Source organism: Exiguobacterium undae DSM 14481 (assembly GCF_000620805.1).
Classification (GTDB): domain Bacteria; phylum Bacillota; class Bacilli; order Exiguobacteriales; family Exiguobacteriaceae; genus Exiguobacterium_A; species Exiguobacterium_A undae.
Genome location: NZ_KK211187.1, coordinates 1,780,505 through 1,796,720, shown reverse-complemented (window position 1 = coordinate 1,796,720; position 16,216 = coordinate 1,780,505). Strand labels below are relative to the sequence as shown.

General features: G+C 49.6%; 25 protein-coding genes. 14 read left to right on the top strand and 11 right to left on the bottom strand.

Translation table 11 applies throughout. The features are described from left to right. Positions 1–91 precede the first annotated feature (91 nt). Both P397_RS0110030 and P397_RS0110025 read left to right on the top strand, forming a co-directional pair. Complete coding sequence (locus P397_RS0110030) at positions 92–310, top strand: helix-turn-helix transcriptional regulator (protein ID WP_028106431.1); 219 nt, start codon at positions 92–94, stop codon at positions 308–310. Continuing rightward, complete coding sequence (locus P397_RS0110025; protein WP_235183975.1) at positions 307–666, top strand: hypothetical protein; 360 nt, start codon at positions 307–309, stop codon at positions 664–666. The genes P397_RS0110030 and P397_RS0110025 overlap by 4 nt, the downstream gene beginning before the upstream one ends. Positions 667–708: 42 nt before the next feature. Here P397_RS0110025 and P397_RS0110020 read toward each other — a convergent pair whose 3' ends face one another. Next, positions 709–1,080 (bottom strand): hypothetical protein, encoded by a 372-nt coding sequence (locus tag P397_RS0110020; RefSeq protein WP_028106429.1) that lies wholly within the window; start codon positions 1,078–1,080, stop codon positions 709–711. 52 nt (positions 1,081–1,132) lie between these two features. Here P397_RS0110020 and P397_RS0110015 point away from each other — a divergent pair, with 52 nt between their 5' ends. Next, positions 1,133–1,462: a hypothetical protein gene (locus P397_RS0110015; protein ID WP_028106428.1), complete on the top strand. Its 330-nt coding sequence runs from the start codon at positions 1,133–1,135 to the stop codon at positions 1,460–1,462. 19 nt (positions 1,463–1,481) lie between these two features. Here the strand turns inward: P397_RS0110015 and P397_RS0110010 are convergent, their stop codons facing one another. The 3 genes from P397_RS0110010 to P397_RS0110000 all read right to left on the bottom strand — a co-directional run bounded on the left by P397_RS0110010 (position 1,482) and on the right by P397_RS0110000 (position 2,873). Then, positions 1,482–1,907, bottom strand: coding sequence for a MarR family winged helix-turn-helix transcriptional regulator (locus P397_RS0110010; protein WP_026833149.1), 426 nt, complete (start codon positions 1,905–1,907; stop codon positions 1,482–1,484). 178 nt (positions 1,908–2,085) lie between these two features. Continuing rightward, a complete protein-coding gene (locus P397_RS17290) occupies positions 2,086–2,307 on the bottom strand; it encodes a PLD nuclease N-terminal domain-containing protein (protein ID WP_035414158.1) in 222 nt (73 codons plus the stop codon). Between the two features lie 23 nt (positions 2,308–2,330). Beyond that, a complete protein-coding gene (locus P397_RS0110000) occupies positions 2,331–2,873 on the bottom strand; it encodes a hypothetical protein (RefSeq protein WP_028106427.1) in 543 nt (180 codons plus the stop codon). 219 nt (positions 2,874–3,092) lie between these two features. Between P397_RS0110000 and P397_RS17285 the strand changes: the two genes are divergently transcribed. Beyond that, positions 3,093–4,193 carry a peptidyl-alpha-hydroxyglycine alpha-amidating lyase family protein gene (locus P397_RS17285; RefSeq protein ID WP_035414156.1) on the top strand — a complete coding sequence of 367 codons (1,101 nt, stop codon included), beginning with the start codon at positions 3,093–3,095 and terminating at the stop codon, positions 4,191–4,193. A 15-nt stretch (positions 4,194–4,208) separates the two neighbouring features. Here P397_RS17285 and P397_RS0109990 read toward each other — a convergent pair whose 3' ends face one another. From P397_RS0109990 to P397_RS0109975, 4 genes are all read right to left on the bottom strand, one after another. After that, positions 4,209–4,706 (bottom strand): DinB family protein, encoded by a 498-nt coding sequence (locus P397_RS0109990; RefSeq protein ID WP_028106426.1) that lies wholly within the window; start codon positions 4,704–4,706, stop codon positions 4,209–4,211. A 124-nt stretch (positions 4,707–4,830) separates the two neighbouring features. After that, positions 4,831–6,069, bottom strand: coding sequence for an MFS transporter (locus P397_RS0109985; protein ID WP_028106425.1), 1,239 nt, complete (start codon positions 6,067–6,069; stop codon positions 4,831–4,833). Between the two features lie 146 nt (positions 6,070–6,215). After that, complete coding sequence (locus P397_RS0109980) at positions 6,216–6,503, bottom strand: hypothetical protein (RefSeq protein ID WP_026833145.1); 288 nt, start codon at positions 6,501–6,503, stop codon at positions 6,216–6,218. 149 nt (positions 6,504–6,652) lie between these two features. After that, a complete protein-coding gene (locus P397_RS0109975; RefSeq protein WP_026833144.1) occupies positions 6,653–6,847 on the bottom strand; it encodes a DUF4177 domain-containing protein in 195 nt (64 codons plus the stop codon). A 106-nt stretch (positions 6,848–6,953) separates the two neighbouring features. On the opposite strand from P397_RS0109975, the gene P397_RS17280 reads away from it, so the two are divergent. Continuing rightward, entirely contained in the window at positions 6,954–7,502 is a 549-nt protein-coding gene (locus P397_RS17280) for a GNAT family N-acetyltransferase (protein ID WP_035414154.1), read from the top strand. Between the two features lie 88 nt (positions 7,503–7,590). On the opposite strand, the gene P397_RS0109965 is transcribed toward P397_RS17280, so the two are convergent. Continuing rightward, positions 7,591–7,848 carry a hypothetical protein gene (locus P397_RS0109965; protein ID WP_028106424.1) on the bottom strand — a complete coding sequence of 86 codons (258 nt, stop codon included), beginning with the start codon at positions 7,846–7,848 and terminating at the stop codon, positions 7,591–7,593. Between the two features lie 23 nt (positions 7,849–7,871). Beyond that, the gene (locus tag P397_RS0109960; RefSeq protein WP_235183974.1) at positions 7,872–8,987 is read right to left on the bottom strand and encodes a GGDEF domain-containing protein; all 1,116 of its coding nucleotides are present in this window, start codon (positions 8,985–8,987) and stop codon (positions 7,872–7,874) included. A 324-nt stretch (positions 8,988–9,311) separates the two neighbouring features. Between P397_RS0109960 and arr the strand changes: the two genes are divergently transcribed. The 5 genes from arr to P397_RS0109935 all read left to right on the top strand — a co-directional run bounded on the left by arr (position 9,312) and on the right by P397_RS0109935 (position 13,063). Further along, positions 9,312–9,728 (top strand): NAD(+)--rifampin ADP-ribosyltransferase, encoded by a 417-nt coding sequence (gene arr, locus P397_RS0109955; protein WP_028106422.1) that lies wholly within the window; start codon positions 9,312–9,314, stop codon positions 9,726–9,728. 129 nt (positions 9,729–9,857) lie between these two features. Further along, on the top strand, positions 9,858–10,556 hold the full coding sequence (locus tag P397_RS0109950; protein WP_028106421.1) for a response regulator transcription factor: 699 nt from the start codon (positions 9,858–9,860) through the stop codon (positions 10,554–10,556). Further along, positions 10,549–11,649, top strand: a complete 1,101-nt coding sequence (locus P397_RS0109945; RefSeq protein ID WP_028106420.1) for a sensor histidine kinase — start codon at positions 10,549–10,551, stop codon at positions 11,647–11,649. The genes P397_RS0109950 and P397_RS0109945 overlap by 8 nt, the downstream gene beginning before the upstream one ends. Before the next feature lie 67 nt (positions 11,650–11,716). After that, positions 11,717–12,499, top strand: coding sequence for a D-Ala-D-Ala carboxypeptidase VanY (locus tag P397_RS0109940; RefSeq protein WP_028106419.1), 783 nt, complete (start codon positions 11,717–11,719; stop codon positions 12,497–12,499). Positions 12,500–12,517: 18 nt separating this feature from the next. After that, on the top strand, positions 12,518–13,063 hold the full coding sequence (locus tag P397_RS0109935; RefSeq protein WP_028106418.1) for a DUF402 domain-containing protein: 546 nt from the start codon (positions 12,518–12,520) through the stop codon (positions 13,061–13,063). 87 nt (positions 13,064–13,150) lie between these two features. On the opposite strand, the gene P397_RS0109930 is transcribed toward P397_RS0109935, so the two are convergent. Further along, positions 13,151–13,930 (bottom strand): hypothetical protein, encoded by a 780-nt coding sequence (locus P397_RS0109930; RefSeq protein ID WP_028106417.1) that lies wholly within the window; start codon positions 13,928–13,930, stop codon positions 13,151–13,153. Positions 13,931–14,064: 134 nt separating this feature from the next. Here P397_RS0109930 and P397_RS0109925 point away from each other — a divergent pair, with 134 nt between their 5' ends. From P397_RS0109925 to P397_RS0109905, 4 genes are all read left to right on the top strand, one after another. Beyond that, on the top strand, positions 14,065–14,265 hold the full coding sequence (locus tag P397_RS0109925; RefSeq protein ID WP_028106416.1) for a hypothetical protein: 201 nt from the start codon (positions 14,065–14,067) through the stop codon (positions 14,263–14,265). A 136-nt stretch (positions 14,266–14,401) separates the two neighbouring features. Further along, positions 14,402–15,217 (top strand): helix-turn-helix domain-containing protein, encoded by an 816-nt coding sequence (locus P397_RS17620; RefSeq protein WP_028106415.1) that lies wholly within the window; start codon positions 14,402–14,404, stop codon positions 15,215–15,217. Positions 15,218–15,230: 13 nt separating this feature from the next. Further along, positions 15,231–15,893, top strand: coding sequence for a M15 family metallopeptidase (locus P397_RS0109910; protein WP_028106414.1), 663 nt, complete (start codon positions 15,231–15,233; stop codon positions 15,891–15,893). After that, the gene (locus P397_RS0109905) at positions 15,890–16,156 is read left to right on the top strand and encodes a phage holin (RefSeq protein ID WP_028106413.1); all 267 of its coding nucleotides are present in this window, start codon (positions 15,890–15,892) and stop codon (positions 16,154–16,156) included. The genes P397_RS0109910 and P397_RS0109905 overlap by 4 nt, the downstream gene beginning before the upstream one ends. Positions 16,157–16,216 lie beyond the last annotated feature (60 nt).

Sequence of the window (16,216 nt, the reverse complement as noted above, 5' to 3'; positions counted from 1 at the left end):
GGATTGAGTGGTTTTTTTTAGGTTGATGTGTAAAGGAAACTTGACACAACGAAACGTTTTTACATATTATTGGAAGCAAGAGGTGACTGCAATGAAAAATAAGGTAAAGGTGTTACGTGAGGTGCGACACTGGTCGCAAGGGGACTTGGCGAAGACGTTAGGTGTCTCGAGACAGACCGTCATTTCGATTGAAAAGGAGCGGTACAATCCGTCGCTCGAACTCGCTTTTTCGATTGCGGCTTTGTTTGATTGTCCGATTGAAGCGATTTTTATTCCCGAATCGAAGAAAAAAGGAGACGATGTAGGATGAAACATATGCCGATGATCAATCGTTTACTCGCCGCAGTTCTAATACTATACGGCAACTATTTGGCAATATTTGATGGACCGAGTCCACTCAGTATAATAATGATATTAGCGGGTTTGAGTCAATTGGCCGCCGATTTAGTTTTTCCGGCTGCTGAACCCCATGACGAACGGCAAGAAGAGATCAAGCGGAAAAGTGGTCACATGTCATACGCTTTGAGTATTGTCTATGTTTTTGCGATGCTGATGCTCTTCCAGTGGAACGTCATCGAAGATATCATGAAAGCTTTTATGTATTTACTGTTCATTCAGGTCATGACTTTCCCGGTCATGATGTTTATCTACAATCGACGCAGCTGACGACAAAAAAACAGGCACGATTGGCCTGTTCTTGACGTGTAATCAGTAGTATTCAGACAGCTGTTCCCGTGATTCTTCCGTTAAATAGCCAAGCGACAAAAAGTTTTTGACGAAGCGGACTGGACCATTGGCAGAATCAAAGTCAATTTTTCCCGGGAACGGTTCAACCTGTTCGAGGACATCAATATCCGCGGCCTGGATCTTGACAAAATCAAAGTCGAGGGTGACGGTATCCGTCTCGTCCCATGGTTCACTGGTGGATTGATGAAGCAAATGGAACGTCTCTTTCAAGTGGTCGCTTGGTGGATTAAATTCGAACTGTAAGTAAGGTTCGGCTGTATCCTTTACGGATAGTCCGCCGCGGGCGACAATGGCTTTTAGATGCCGGCGGTGGGTGAAGTGACGCAAAATCATCGGCAGCGCTCCTTTATGAAAAAGTAGAGTATGAGAAAGGTGAGATTGTAGCATGAAAAAACTGATGTGGATCGTCTGTCTGGTCCTGGTCGCAGCTGCGTCCTACGTGTACATCACGCGATACGACCGTGCGTATGAACAGGACGTCATGCGTCAGGTCGTGGAGCATGTCGAACAGACTTATGGAACAAGTGAACCGATCGTCGTCAAATCCTATTATAACGACAAGCATCGGGACAAGGATAAACGGTATGCCGTGGCAGTCCGCGCGGATGTCCTGCCGCTGAAACCAAACGAATACATGACGTATCGTTTACAAGACGGTCAAGTTATTGAGATGGGTGTAATCGACGAAGAGGGTCTGCCGAAGACGGAACGGTAACGACGATTGCATCCAGGCATTAAAAATGACTGCTTTGCATCTTATGAAGCAGACGGTCAAACGACTCATGGTCGTCCATCGTAAAGGCTTTGAAGTACTGCTCGTGGATGACTTCGACGACAGGGGCCGACTCTTGAACGATCGTCTCCCCGGACGGTGTCAAGACGAGTCGTTTTTCCCGGTCGATCCGCTTTCGGGTGATGAGGTGTTGCTCAAATAATTTTTTTAAGGTTTGCGAGATGGCACCGCTTGACAGTTCGAGCGTCGCCTCCAGTGATTTTTGAGTGGCACTCTGTTCGCGGTAGAGCGTATCCAGCATGTCGAACTGTGATTTTGACAAGCCCCAGTCCTTTAAGACGGCGTTGACTTCTTTCATGTAGCGGTGATGAAGTTTTTGAATCCCCTGCCAATGACGGTAGGATGGAGTGGACAAGTGTGACGTCATCAAATCCCTCTTTTCTGTCACCGTTCGTGAACGGTACGATGATAGGTGAAGCTTTTCGAAAATAAAGTAATCTATAATAATCAAATTACCACATAATCACGCGTTCTCCTACCACTTGATACGTACAAAAAAGCTTCACTCGTTTGCCCTGATGTTCAGGCAACAGAGTGAAGCTTTTTTAGTCTCGCATCGACGACTCGGATGGTGCCGCAGGATGACGTCCCCAGACGAGGTAAACGACCGGTCCGAGGTAGTTGACGAGAAAAATCAGGATGCCCCATAACCATTTGGGTCCGCGGGTGCGCGGGCGTTTCCATAAGTCGATATAGGATGCGACCAGTAACAGGAATTCCAGTGTGTAGACGACGGCTTTGACGTATGGCTTCTCTTTCAGACGCAATGCATATACCTCCTAGGAGCGGGTTAACTGACGAACGAACGATCCTGATAGTTTTTTAAAATCAATTGATTTTGGTCAATCGTAAACCCGTACCGTGTAAAACACTCGGCCGCAACGCGTCCGCCGTAGGAGATGGCGGTGAAATCGCCGCTGACCCGGTAATGGGTGTACTTCTGCTCGATGTCATAAATCAACGCTTCCAGCAACAGACCCCGTTCACCGAGTCCTTCTTCCCGGACATGGATGTCGAGCAGGGAAAACTCGGCTAGCTCGACGGATCCGAACAGGCGTGTCGACAGGTGTTGAATCGTCATGTGCGAACGTTTCGACAAGACGGTTTTTGTCGCCTGACGGTTTTCGAGTAAGGTGACGTAATAGCCGAACAGCGGTGCCTGAATGTTTCGTGTCACTTGAACGACTTGCTGTTGATTGTTGTAGGCAAGTCCGACGATTTGTTCGTTTGGATGATGCGGTATGTCAATCATGCGCTTGGTACAGACCGTCTGCCAGTCCTGTTTCGGAATCCATTCCAATTCAAGCACCCGAGGGGATTTGAAGAATTTCACGTGGGGAAAAGCCTCCTTTGACGTAATCGATGCTTTAAATATACACTTTTTGGTAATTGGAGGGAAGGTCAGAAACGTTACCGTTTTGTGACAATCGTGCAAAAAGGGGACGAATAAGGGAAGAGACGGAAGCCGGAGGAAAATTACATCCCTGGGCGGAGGAGGGAAACGAAACAAAAGACGTATAGTGAAAGGAGTAAAGAAAAGGAGTCGTACATAATGAAAAAGAAAACCATCTTCTTCGGGAGTGTGTTGGTACTTGGACTGACAGTGGCGTGGTGGTCACGCGGAGGAGCAGAACCGGTCTTTAAGAAATCGTATCCGGTCCAAGCGACCAGTGAACACTATGAAGGAACAGTAGTCTGGCCGAAAACAAACAATCAACAACAACAGGCAGGTGAAGCGAGCGGTGTCGCCGTTGGACCAAACGGAGACATCTATTACCTGCACCGGGCAAACGGGACGTACGGCAGTAAGGCGGTGATCAAAGAGGCAACGATCGTCGTGCTCGACGGTGAGACGCGTGCCGTCAAGCGGACGATCGGTCAGAATTTGTTTCAGTCTCCGCACGGCTTGGAAGTTGATGACGCCAACAACATCTGGGTGACCGACATCAGCTTGAACCAAGTGTTTAAGCTGAATCCGGAAGGCGACGTTCAAGCGGTTTATGGACAAGCGTATCCGTTTGGAACGGAAGCGGGTCTTCGGATTCGCAACAAGTTGCCGAACTTTCCGGTCCGGTTGAACGCGTATCTGTTTGCCCGTCCGACCGATGTGACGGTGTTGCCGGACGGTTCGTTTGCAGTCGCGGACGGGTACCGCAATCACCGGATTGCGAAATTCGACCGGACTGGCAAGTTCGAGTGGGAAGTCAATCAATTGGGTTCGGCAGACGGTCAACTCAATTTGCCGCATGGCATCAGTAGTGACGACGCGTCGAATTTGTATGTTGCCGACCGTAACAACGCCCGGATTCAAGTATTTGACCGATTCGGTCGTCATCAGCAGACATGGGATCAACCGGAACTCGGTCGACCGTATGGGGTCGAAGTTGGTCCGGACGGAAAGGTGTATGTCGCCGACGGCGGTGACTATTTGAATGGACGGACAGCGGACGCCCGAAGCCAAGTGCTCGTGCTGAATCAACAAGGTACGATTCTGGAGCGATTCGGCAGCTTTGGCACAGAGCCCGGTCAGCTGAGGATTGCCCATGATCTGGCTGTCGCAGACGACGGAACGATTTTTGTCGCGGAATTAATGAATAAGCGGCTGCAGCAGTTTACACCCTCATCTTCATCCGAAATAAGCCAAAGCAACTGAATTAAGTGGTACACCTTAAGGTAACTGCTGTTCCAGTTCCTGTTTTTGACGGAAGTGATGCCGGGTATGCATTTCGATCAACTGATACCATTCACAGGCATTCAGCCAACCGAACCCACCGTGTTCCGTTTTCGAGGTTGGATCAATCTGATCAAGTCGTGCCGACCAGCTTTCCATTCGTTCGACCAGTTGAACGAGACGGTGTCTTAACTGATCGGCACTGTTGGTATTGTTCGGTGGTGCATTCATCTCTTCCGGAAGCCTGATTTTGACGGGCGGAAAGGCAGCTTGTCGAAACAACTCTTCGCCATAGGGCGTTTTTCCGGCAGTTGAGCGAGTGGTGCGTGAAGCACAGGCTTCGACCTCATCCAGATATTCGTGAGCGACCAGCAAGATGTGGTCATACATTTGACCAAGCGACCAGACACCCGGACGTGAAATGTAGTGCAATTCGTCTTCCGAATACCGATCGAGTTCTTGGTGCAGGTGAAGCAGACAGTCGATTCCTGTCATGGGGAGTCCTCCTTCGGCTGAAACTCAGCAGGTTTCTTGACTATATCCTGACCGGCAACGGTCTAAACGAACCAAACAACAGGAGCCACAAGGAGAAATCCTCGTGGCTCCTGTTGTTTTAGAGTTAAGAGACTTTGGGTTCTTCTTCGACCGTCAGCGTGTACAACGTTCGTTTCGTGCGATTCAAGACGATGGGTAACGTGATCAGTCCGATCAACAGAAAGCCAAGCGAAAAGACGATGTAGGTCGAACGGATCGAGAAGACTTCGGCGAGCATCCCGATCGATAACGTCAGTCCGATGACAAAGACCGACTCGGCGACGTTGAGGACGCCGGAGAAGCGGCCCATGATTGAAACCGGGACATTGTTTTGATAAAACGACAAGAAACCGGTGTTGGCAAACGATAAAGCAAACGTCAGCAGGAAAAAGCCGACTGCTGCCACGAAGAAACTGTCCGCCGTCGCAAACAGCAGGTAACCGATCGGTGTCGTGACAGCACCGAACCCGATCAAGAAACGCAGGCTGAGCCACTTCGTACACGTCGCGTTGATGACGGAGCCGGCGATGATACCGACGCCGGCGATACTGACGAGGAAGCCGTATGTGCTCTCAGAAAACGCCAGCACCCGTGTCGCGAATGAGGCTTCGAGAGAATCGAGACCGGACATAAAAATCGTCATCACACAAAACAGACCGTAGACGAGTGTGATGTACCGGTGCTTGTGCGTAAACCGCAACGTCTCTTTCCAGTCGTCGGCAATCATCCGCAAGCTGAGGCGTTCCGCCTCGGCAAACGTCGTTCGTTTCTCCAAATCCGGCAGGAAAAACAGGATCAGCGCAGACAAGGCCAGTGCACCGGCATTCATATAGATGGCAAATGCCGGTGAGCCGATAAGGAACAGGAGACCGGCAATCGTCGGTCCGAGAATGAAGCCGCAGGATTGAATAAAGTTTTTTAAGGCGTTAAACCGTTGCCGGTTGTTGTGCGAGACGAGTTTCGTCATGTAGATCAAGGAAGCGGATTCGAACAAGGAAATGCCCATATTGATCAAAAAGACGAGGGCATAGAGGACAAACAACGAATCAATAAACGGAAGAATCGCAATCAGGACAGCTCGAGCCACGTCAAGAAGCACCATCATGTTCCGTTTGTCGACCCGGTCAATCAGGCTTCCCGACCAAAAGCTCGTCAACAGGGCAGCAATCGGGACAAGCATGTAGAGGACGGAGACGGCAAATACCGAATTCGTCCGGTCGAGCACGATCAAGTTCAGTGCGATGAAGTAGACCCAGGCGCCGAGATTCGAAATCCCGACACTCGTCAATAATAAAGCAGGGTGTTTCCATGTTTTGAAATCCATCCAGCATCGCCCCCAAAGTCCATCTGTTTTCGACAATTGTTTTTTGAATATATAGAAATTTATTACAAATGATATTACGGGACGGAGGGCGGCATTGCAAGAAGAAAATGGAAAAATCCATCAAAAAGATGGCTTGCGGGAGGCATTCAAGGGAGAAAGTAATCGAGCGTAGCAAACAGGCTCGTCAAGATAAAACAGATCAGCAACAAAGCGGACAACACGATCAAGTCGAGGTGTCGACGAAGTCCGTTCGTCAAGATAAAGAACAACGTCCAATAAGCGACGAACACGGTCAGCACAACGGATGTGACAGGCGCGTTGAGTGACGACAGTGCCGTGAATTCCGTTCGGAAATCCGGACTCGTGATGGCGTAAAAAGCAAATCCGAACGTCGGAAGCGCACCGAGGTACAGCAGCCATTTTGGAAACTTCATGAAGCGACGCCTCCTTTTTAGATGATCAAACTTCCTTGATTGTATAGGATAAAAAGGAAACAGAAAACGAATAAAAATGTAAGGAAGTGTCATTTGAGGATAACGATTCGGTATACTAAAAGAACGAAATCGTTTCAGGATACTCAGTCTTACGAGCGAGGACGTTCAAAAATCAGTTCATAATAAGATCCGACCCCTACGCCGGACGTTACGAAATCAGGTGCAACGAGTTGGATGAACCGCCATCCGTCTTCCGCTTGTTGGGTGATGACGTCCCGGTAATCTTCTTTCGGGTTGCCGGATAACCGTTTAAAATCAATCCGGATGAATTGGTATTCGAACATAATAGCCCCTCCTTTAATCGTCTTGTATCGTACGAGCGGAAATGGGAAATGGTTCCCAGAAAGAAAACCTGGAAGTATGAATTCTAAACGAAGGAGCAACGATCAAATGATGAATTTAACGGTTAAACCCACCTTAATCGGAGAAAAGGTCATTCTCCGTCCCTTTGCAACGGAGGACATTCCATGGATTGAACGATGTTTGCTCGATCCCGAAGTCCGGACATTAACCGGAAGTTCCTCCGGCATCGACCGAAAGACCCTGCAAACGTGGTATGCCACAAGAAACGCCCAACCGGATCGGTTGGATTTGGCCATCATCGATCAGGAGTCAGGCGTACTCGTGGGGGAAGTTGTCGTCAACGACTATGAGCAACAACAGCAAAGCATGAATTTCCGGATTCTGATCGGACCGGACGGCAGAAATCGAGGTCTCGGAACAGAAGCGACACAGTTGTTGATGGATTATCTGTTCCGGCACACGTCTTTAAATCAATTGACCTTAAGTGTCTTGGCCATCAACCCGAGGGCGAGGCACGTCTATGAAAAAATCGGTTTCGAAGTGACCGGTGTGGATGCCCACGATGTAGAAATCGCAGGGGAATGGATCGATTCGATCCAGATGGTCCTGACACGGGAAAAGGCGCTAAAATCATAACGAAGTCCAATCACTGAAACTACATGTATCCTCCAAAAAATAACCCGGTCGTTATCCGAAAAAAGCGGATAGGACCGGGCTGTTTTGTTTAACGTTGTTTTTGATCCAACTCTTGTTCTTCTTCGTCATCCGTCCAGTCCAAATTAATCCGTCTGCCAATAAATGAACGTAAAAACAATACGAATGTCATGACAGGTAGCATTAACCACCAAGACGGTGTGAAGAAGAGCGATTGAAAGGAATCGATGAAAACGAACGTTTGTGCAATGTAAATCCACATGAATAATGTGCTGACAAATAAAATCGTTTCTGCTGTCGTGATGAATTCTCTTTTTGGTTCAAACATCAGCTAACCTCCAACGTATGTGTTTAAGAATGAATCGTTTCGGTCGACGACTGGGTGACGGCGACATCTTGCTGGTCGAGCTGATCAAACAGAATCGTCCGGTTTCGTCCTTGTTGTTTCGCCGTATACAAGGCATCATCGGCGAGTGTGCTCATCCGCTGAATGTGCACATGTTTCCCGTGGGCGATGCCGATCGAGGTCGTGACTTCAATCGCCGGGAACCCGTCGAATTGAAACCGTTCCGTCGCAATCCGTTCGCGAATCCGATTGGCGACCTTGACGACTTTTTGCGGGGACAGGTCATAGACGAGAATCATGAACTCCTCACCGCCGATCCGGGCCGTGATATCGTGCGGGCGGGTTTCTTCCTTCAGGATGTTGGCAAACTGTTGCAAGACGAGATCACCGTTACCGTGCCCGTACGTATCGTTGACATGCTTAAAGTGATCGATGTCGAGCGCAAGGACATTGTAGATCCGTCCTTCTTGTTCGAGTCCTGCCGTCCGGGCATCCCAGACCCGCCGATTGTACAGACCGGTCAAGTGATCGAGTTCGGCTGACTTTTTGTACAGTTGGACCTGCTGATTCAACGTCTGGAAATCAAGCGTCAACATGCTCGAGAGGACACCGACCGCAAGACCGATTGTCCAGGTCGACAGTAACAGCCGGAGTGCCGTGTCACTGAATCCTAAGTTGATCAGAACGGCGCATGTAATCATCAACAGGGCCCAGACGTTCAACGAAACGTTTTGCAGGAACGGCCGGTTCAGCAACTTCCGGTGGATGTAAAGCATACCGCTGCTGATACCGAGAATCGCGATGAAGGCAACGAAGGCCTGTGGTGTGACCCCGAATAAAAACCGCGAACTGGCGATGATGGCTGTCGCGATGACGAGTGGAAAACGAATGCCGTAAAATGCCAGTAAGACGAGTGGTAAATGCCGCAGATCCATCCGGAGGGACTCGTTGACTTGAATGCCTTTGAACATTAACAAGACACCAAGTAATCCGGTCGCCAGTCCGATGATGATCGACTTCATCGTATAGGATGAAAACTGGGTGGAATGGATGATTTTCGAGATGATATAAAATCCGGTGAACGCGATACAAGCGTTGATCAGTAACTCGACGATGAACATGATTTTCCACATCCTTGACCTTGATACTTTCACGATACCATGCTGACAAAAGTTGTCAAACGAGAAGAACGAATAGGGACAGTTTTGGGACGGGAAATCTAGAATAATTGCAGTTGACGATTCGATCGTGCTGCGAAATGAAATGCATGGAAAGAACCCGACTGACTGAATAACTCCTGCTGGAACATTCGTCTGCCGGGTAACGCGTGATGAATCCCTCTACTAGAAGTATACCGCGATTGCCCTAAAGGAAACAGACTACTTTTCTGTCAAATCGCGCCTTATACTACAAGCAAGAACACTGAAGAGAGGAAGGGGATTTTGATGACAGACCAGATCGAAGTGCTGGACCGGGGACCGTTTTTTCACGGGACAAAAGTGGCGCTGAACGTCGGCGATCAGTTGGAGGCGCATTTTCCGTCCAATTATCAGGACAAACGTGCCAATTACATCTATTTCACTGCAACGCTTGAGGCCGCCAAATGGGGCGCCGAACTCGCAAAAGGAGATGGTGCCCAACACATCTATCTCATCGAGCCGCTCGGGACGTTCGAAGATGATCCAAATTTGACCGACAAACGTTTTCCGGGAAATCCGACGCGGTCGTACCGGTCGCAGCAACCGCTTGTCATCGTCGCGGAGCTTGCGACATGGGAACGGCATACGGAAGAAGTGATCCAACAGATGAAAACGTCCCTCGCCAAGTTGCGCGCGGAAGGGAAAAATGTGATTTTAGACTAAGCCAAAAGAAGAATCACGACGTCTGGAAACGATTGTAAAAAGCCTGCGGAATCTGTTTTGAAAAAAGGGGAATAAAGGATTCGTTATGCCATCATATAAGCTGTTCAGACGTAGAAAAGGAGACAGCTTATGCAGACACGAACGATTCTCATCATCGAAGACGAAGTCGAAATCGCCGAACTCGTCTCGATTCATTTACGCAACGAAGGATTCGCTACGCTACTTGCTCATGACGGAAAATCGGGTCTGTCATTGTTTCAACAGCGGTCGATCGATCTTGTGATTCTAGATATCATGATGCCGGAAATGAACGGTCATGAAGTGTTGACGCAAATCCGGCAGATCAATCAGACACCGGTCATCTTCTTGAGCGCCAAGCAGTCCGATTTTGATAAAATCAGCGGGTTGGTGATCGGAGCGGATGACTATATGACGAAACCGTTTAATCCGTTGGAGTTGGTCGCCCGGGTCAATGCCCAGTTACGGCGCGCCTTTCAATGGACCGGACAGACAGCTTCATCCAAGGCAGACGTCATCAACATTCAAAACGTATGTCTGGATGCGGATCAACGGACGGTGCTGGTCAATGAACAAAAGGTCAATCTGACACCAAAAGAGTTTGAGATCTTCTGGTTACTCGCCAGCTCACCCAATCAAGTGTTCAGTTCAGAAAAAATCTTCCAGCGTGTGTGGAAGGAGGATTATTTTGAAGGGGCCAACACTGTCATGGTTCACATCCGGACTTTACGGAAAAAGATTGAGGACACGAACAAAGCGAACAGGTTGATTGAAACGGTCTGGGGAGTCGGGTACAAGGTGAATGCGTAAATTCATCAACAGTTTCCGGACCCGGATCATCTATCTGTTCATCCAAAGTCTGCTGATTGCAGCAGTCGTCACGTTCGCGATCTATAAATCCCTGCAATACTATTACCATCACCATGTCTTTTACGGCGATACCTACATGAAGTACCGATTTTGGATGCGCGAAGTCGGCGATATTTATGTGTTTTTAGCGCTGTATATTCCCTTCGCCATCCTCGTTTTCTACTTATTGACGCGGACTTATACGAAATACTTCAATGAAATCTCGACCGGGATCCGCCAATTGGCAGCCGGTGATTTTTCGCATCAGATCGAGATTTCCTCAAAAGATGAATTCCGTCAAATCGCAAACGATCTCAACGAGGCGAGCAGTGGATTGCGGACCGCGATTCAAGCCGAGACGTTAGCGCAGCGCAGTAAAGAAACACTGATTGCCAATTTAGCCCACGATCTACGGACACCTTTGACATCGGTGACCGGCTATTTGGACTTATTGAACCAGCCGTCCATTACTGCCGAGCAACGCATCGCTTATACAAAGATTGCCTATAAAAAATCCCGGGATCTCGAGGAGTTGATGGAAACCCTGTTCGATATCTCGAAACTGGATCTGTCACTCAAGGCGACTGAACAGTCAATGGTTGATCTGCATGAGTTGTTGCTGCAACTTCTGGACGAGATGTATCCAATGATCAGCCGAGTCGACGGTCGGATTGACCAAAAAATCGCTCCGAATCTCACCGTTTACGGAAACGGAAAAGAACTGGCGCGGGTCTTCGAGAATCTACTCAGTAATGCCCTGCGGTACGGGGATGTGAGTCGACCGATCGAGGTCCGGGCAGCCCGCCAAGGTGAGGTCATCACGATTCAGATTGCCAACTACGGTCCGCCGATTCGCAAAGAGGACGTCCCGCATCTGTTTGATATGTTTTATACGGTGGATCAAGTCCGGAACATGCCGACGAAACAGACCGGTCTCGGATTGTTCATTGCGAAGACGATCGTCGAGAAACACGCAGGGACGATTGAAGTCAAACAACCGGATGGACAGATTCGGTTCGAAGTCACGTTGCCGTCCGATTTAAGAAATCTTTAAGGTTTTCCCCGACTTTCCTTTAAACCCTTTTCTTTACGCTGAGTGTAAGTGAAGGAGAGGGTCTAACATGAAGAAAACAATCGTCGTCCTATTAACGTGCCTCATCGCCTATCAATGGTATGTAAGCCGGACACCGGCTTTGACACAATCGATCTCCTTAAAAGAGGTTTCCGTGCATCAGGGAGATCTGGTGTTAATCAACAAGCAGACGAAGATTCAACAAGATCCCCGTAATTTATCTGCTGTTGCCAAACAGGTCTCGGAAACAATCGTCGAGCCTGATGTACTGCTTGAGGATCATGTCGCAACCGCCTTGCACCGGATGATGCAACGGGCGAAAAAGGTCGGCGTCGATCACTTTCGAATCAATAGTGCCTACCGAAGTGGGAAACTGCAACAGGCATTGTATGAAGAATACGGTGCGGACTTTGCGTTGCCTGCTGGACACAGCGAACACCAGACCGGTCTGTCGGTAGACATCGGCTCGACACGCGGGAAAATGAAACAATCGAAAGAGGGCAGATGGCTTGCCAAACATGCGCATCAGTTTGGATTTATCATCCGCTACCCAAAGGGAAAAGAAAGCGTGACGGGGATCTCGTTTGAACCATGGCACATCCGCTATGTCGGTCTGCCGCACAGTACGAAGATGTATGAGGAGAACTGGGTGCTTGAAGAATATTTGAACTATCTCAAACAAGAACATACCTATCAGATTCAAACTGCCGGTCATACCTATTTTGTGCAGTACACCCAACACCGCACACTCAAAATTCCGGTTACACCCGTCTTTGACGTGTCCGGGACGAATACAAAAGGTTTTATCGTCACGTCACGGTTACACAAATGAGTGAGGAGGAAGCGTCTAATGAATTCGTCGAACGAAACAGACCTTCAGATTCAAGCCGTCAAATATGACGGGTCTCTGCATTGTGAGTGGGAAACGACTTTGTTGACCGAAACTGAGCGGTATCTGGTCGTTTACGGACGGCCGGGCCGCGTTTTGCGCCATCATACACGGAACCAGACCTTCATCTGCGACACGCCGTCACTCGAATACTACGATTTGCAGGATGGCTATACCGTCAATCTTGATCTTGAGCAGGATGGACAAGTCCGCTACTACTGCAACATTTGTCTGCCAACAGAGCGGACGGCTTCCGGTCTTCGGTTCGTCGATCTGGATCTGGATCTCGTACGGGACACGACAGGTCAATGGACGGTTGTCGACGAGGATGAATTTTTGGAAAATCAGCGGACGTATCATTATCCGGATGAGGTCATCGAGGGGGCAAAGCAGATGCTGCGCCGTCTGCAGAACAAAATTGAACAACAGGACTTTCCGTTTGACGGATTTTTGACGAGACAGTTGGAGCAGCTACAAGTAGAGGGGTACTTGGACCGTCAATTCTGAAACACAGTAATGAGTGTAAAACAAGACTCGTCCCACACGCTTTAAGATGTCAGTCGCGTGAAACGAGTCATGTTACTTGAATTCGTTTTATTTTTGACAAACAGCAGCCAACCGTCGGATTTCAGCGGCCATCGCTTGATTGACAGGATGCAGTTGCTCGAGCCACTCGAGCAACGCGAGCGCGGATTGCGGTACCCGGTCGTACCCTTGCAGCACATCAGCAAACCGTTCCTGCGCTTGCGGAAATCGTTGCTCGGCCCGGCGTTCATTGCCGTACTGATCCGGATAATAGACGACTTCCGGCTCGAGCAGATGAAGGACGGACAGGAGTTGGGAAAAGGCATGCTGTTCGACGAGTTGCAGACCGGACAGTCGTTCACCGCGGGCGTAGCGGCACAGTCCGACGTAGAGATTCGTCAAGGCCTCGTTCAGCGCAAAATCAAGGGTGTCCCGTCGAATCGAGGGTGGTGTTTGTTTAGAGACAGTTAGGTCTGTTCCGGGAAACGTCGGGTCTTGCCAGACGATCCGACCGGGAGAAAAGGCAATCTCCGGCATCTCGTCGAGTTCAAAAATCGCGCACTCGCCGTAAATTCCATCGGCAAATAACAGCTTGAAGCCGTCGACCGTGTTTTGGAAAATGAAGCTGAGCGGATGGACGGATTCGAGCCAATCCAGTTGATCGAGGAACCGTTGTTTCTGTCCCGGCTTCGTAATGACGAAAAAATCAAGATCGGAATAGTCATCAAGCCGCTCCAATTCTTGACCGACCGAGCCGAGTCCAAGCAATAACCAGGTCTGTTGTGTGTGTGCGAGCTGGTGACCGATCTGGTTGAGACGTGTGAGTAGAGTATGTTGTCGTTGTGGCATCGAAAAGCTCCTTTAAAGTAATGAGTAGTGTGAAAGCGTTCTCCTTTCCAGTCTAACCAGCTTGAGATTTCCGTCAAGGCAAGTTATCATCAAGTCATACATGCGATATCCCAAATGATGGAAGGAGATATGTCATGGATTTACTGATTGTCCTCGTGATTGGTTCTTTTGTCTTGAGTGGTCTGATGCTCTTGACGATCATCAAGGCCGTTTTTTCGGCCTATCAAAAACAAACGATTTCGATGTCAAAGGCCATCACCCTCACGCTTGGCATGGCGGCGTTCAGCATTGTTCTCGCAGGTGTTCTCCCTTATGTGTATCTCCAATTCATGTGAAAAACAGGTACGGCTTTTCGGAACAGTTGATTCCGAAGACCATGCCTGTTTTTTTTTCGAACAAATGGGCGGAGCGTCCTGTTATTGCTTGATAGAAAGGAGGAATTTCCTCCTGAATCAAAAGGAGGACCGGTTCATGCAACCTTACTTACGTGTCGAGCACCACCTGTTACGCGACGGAACAGATTTTTCATCCGTCCACGAAAAAATGATTTACCTGATTCTGTGCAGTTATGCCGGACAGGATGGACTGGCGTTTCCGTCGCATCAAACGCTTGCGGACGCTGTTCCGTGCGGCAAGACAACCGTTAAGACTTGTCTCCAGACGCTTGTCGAAAAAGGCTGGATCGAGAAAGCCGAACGATTTGACCGGCATGGAGGGCAGACGTCAAACGGGTACCGCATCTGCGCGGACAACCCGGTCGGCTCCAGGCAGCAGGGCGGTCAAACGACGCCTGCCGGGGTGGCGGATCGTGCCCCCGAAGAAAAAGGGGTGAAGAAACAGATTTTAAAAAAAGAATCACCTTCACCAACGGATCAAGGAATCGATGGCATCATCCGTTCCTTCGAAACGGAAATCGGACGGATCACCCCGTCCATTCGGAATCAGCTCGGACAGCTGTTCGACGAGACAAGTCCTCCCGTCATTCATCATGCGATTGAACAGGCGGCAGCGGCAAACGTCCGAAATTGGAACTATGTCAAAGCAATCATCACCAAACTGAAGCAACAGAACCTGTTGACGCCGGAGCAAATCAACAGACATGAAGCAGAGCGCCGCAACAAACCTGTCCGGCGTCAAACGAACCGTTCGGCTTCAGGAAAATTACCCGATTGGGTCGAGCGGGAGCGGTGGCAACAACAGCAAGCGGAACGGGAACAAAAACGCCGATTCGAGCAAGCCGTTCCCGATCAGACAGAACTCAATCAACTGTTGGCAGCACTTATTTAACGAGGAGGAACCTATGAACCCATCACTGAACTGGTTACTCGAACGGGCTGACCGGAAATTGACGAAAGAGATGGATCCGGACGTCAGCGCCATCACCCGGTCCGTCATTACGGAACTTGCGGAAGAGGGATTGCCGATTGGTGTCGCTCATGCCTTTCGGACGAAGCAGGAACAAGATGCTTTATTTGCGATCGGCCGGACGCGACCCGGCAAGATCGTCACCTATGCCCGGGGCGGTGCATCGAACCACAATTTTGGCGTCGCGGTGGATCTATTTTTCTATGCAGCGGGCGGCAAACGGGCGGACTTTCTCGCGCCGCCTGATCCGCGGTTGAACCGTCTCGTGCAGGCGATGAAGCGACATAAGATGCAGTGGGGCGGCGACTGGGGCAATTTTCCGGACTATCCGCACTTTCAGCTGTATGACGCCGTCAATGGGCAGGCAAAGCCGATCCTCGGCCCCCGTTATCCCGGACGGCCTGTCCACGCGGGGGCGACAGGAATGGACCGGACGATCGTCCGATTGATTCAGAAGCGACTGTCACTTCCTTTGACCGGTCTGTTTGACGCGACGTTGACCCGGATCGTCAAACAATTTCAACGCCGACATCAGTTGCAGGTCGACGGTGTCATCGGTCCGGTGACTTGGCGGCAACTGTTTGGGGGACAACGATGAAGAGCCGCCGCACCGCTCTGCTTCGTCTGGTCGTTCCGCTCTACAGTCTTCTCAACTTGACGCTGCTTGCGTTTGGTTACGATCCATTACCGTTCGAAACGACGGAAGTCGAGACGGCACTGACGGCTTTGGTCGGAGCAATGACACTTATCTATGCCTGGTGGAAAAACAATAATCTGACTCAGGCGGCGGCACGGGCGCAGCACTATTTAGTTCAATTAAAAGATCAAAAGGACGTGGAAAATCAGACGAGAACAAATTGAATGTGCAACGTCAACTGGGAAATTGTTTCAAATGTGCAGACAACGGGCAATATTTCGAGT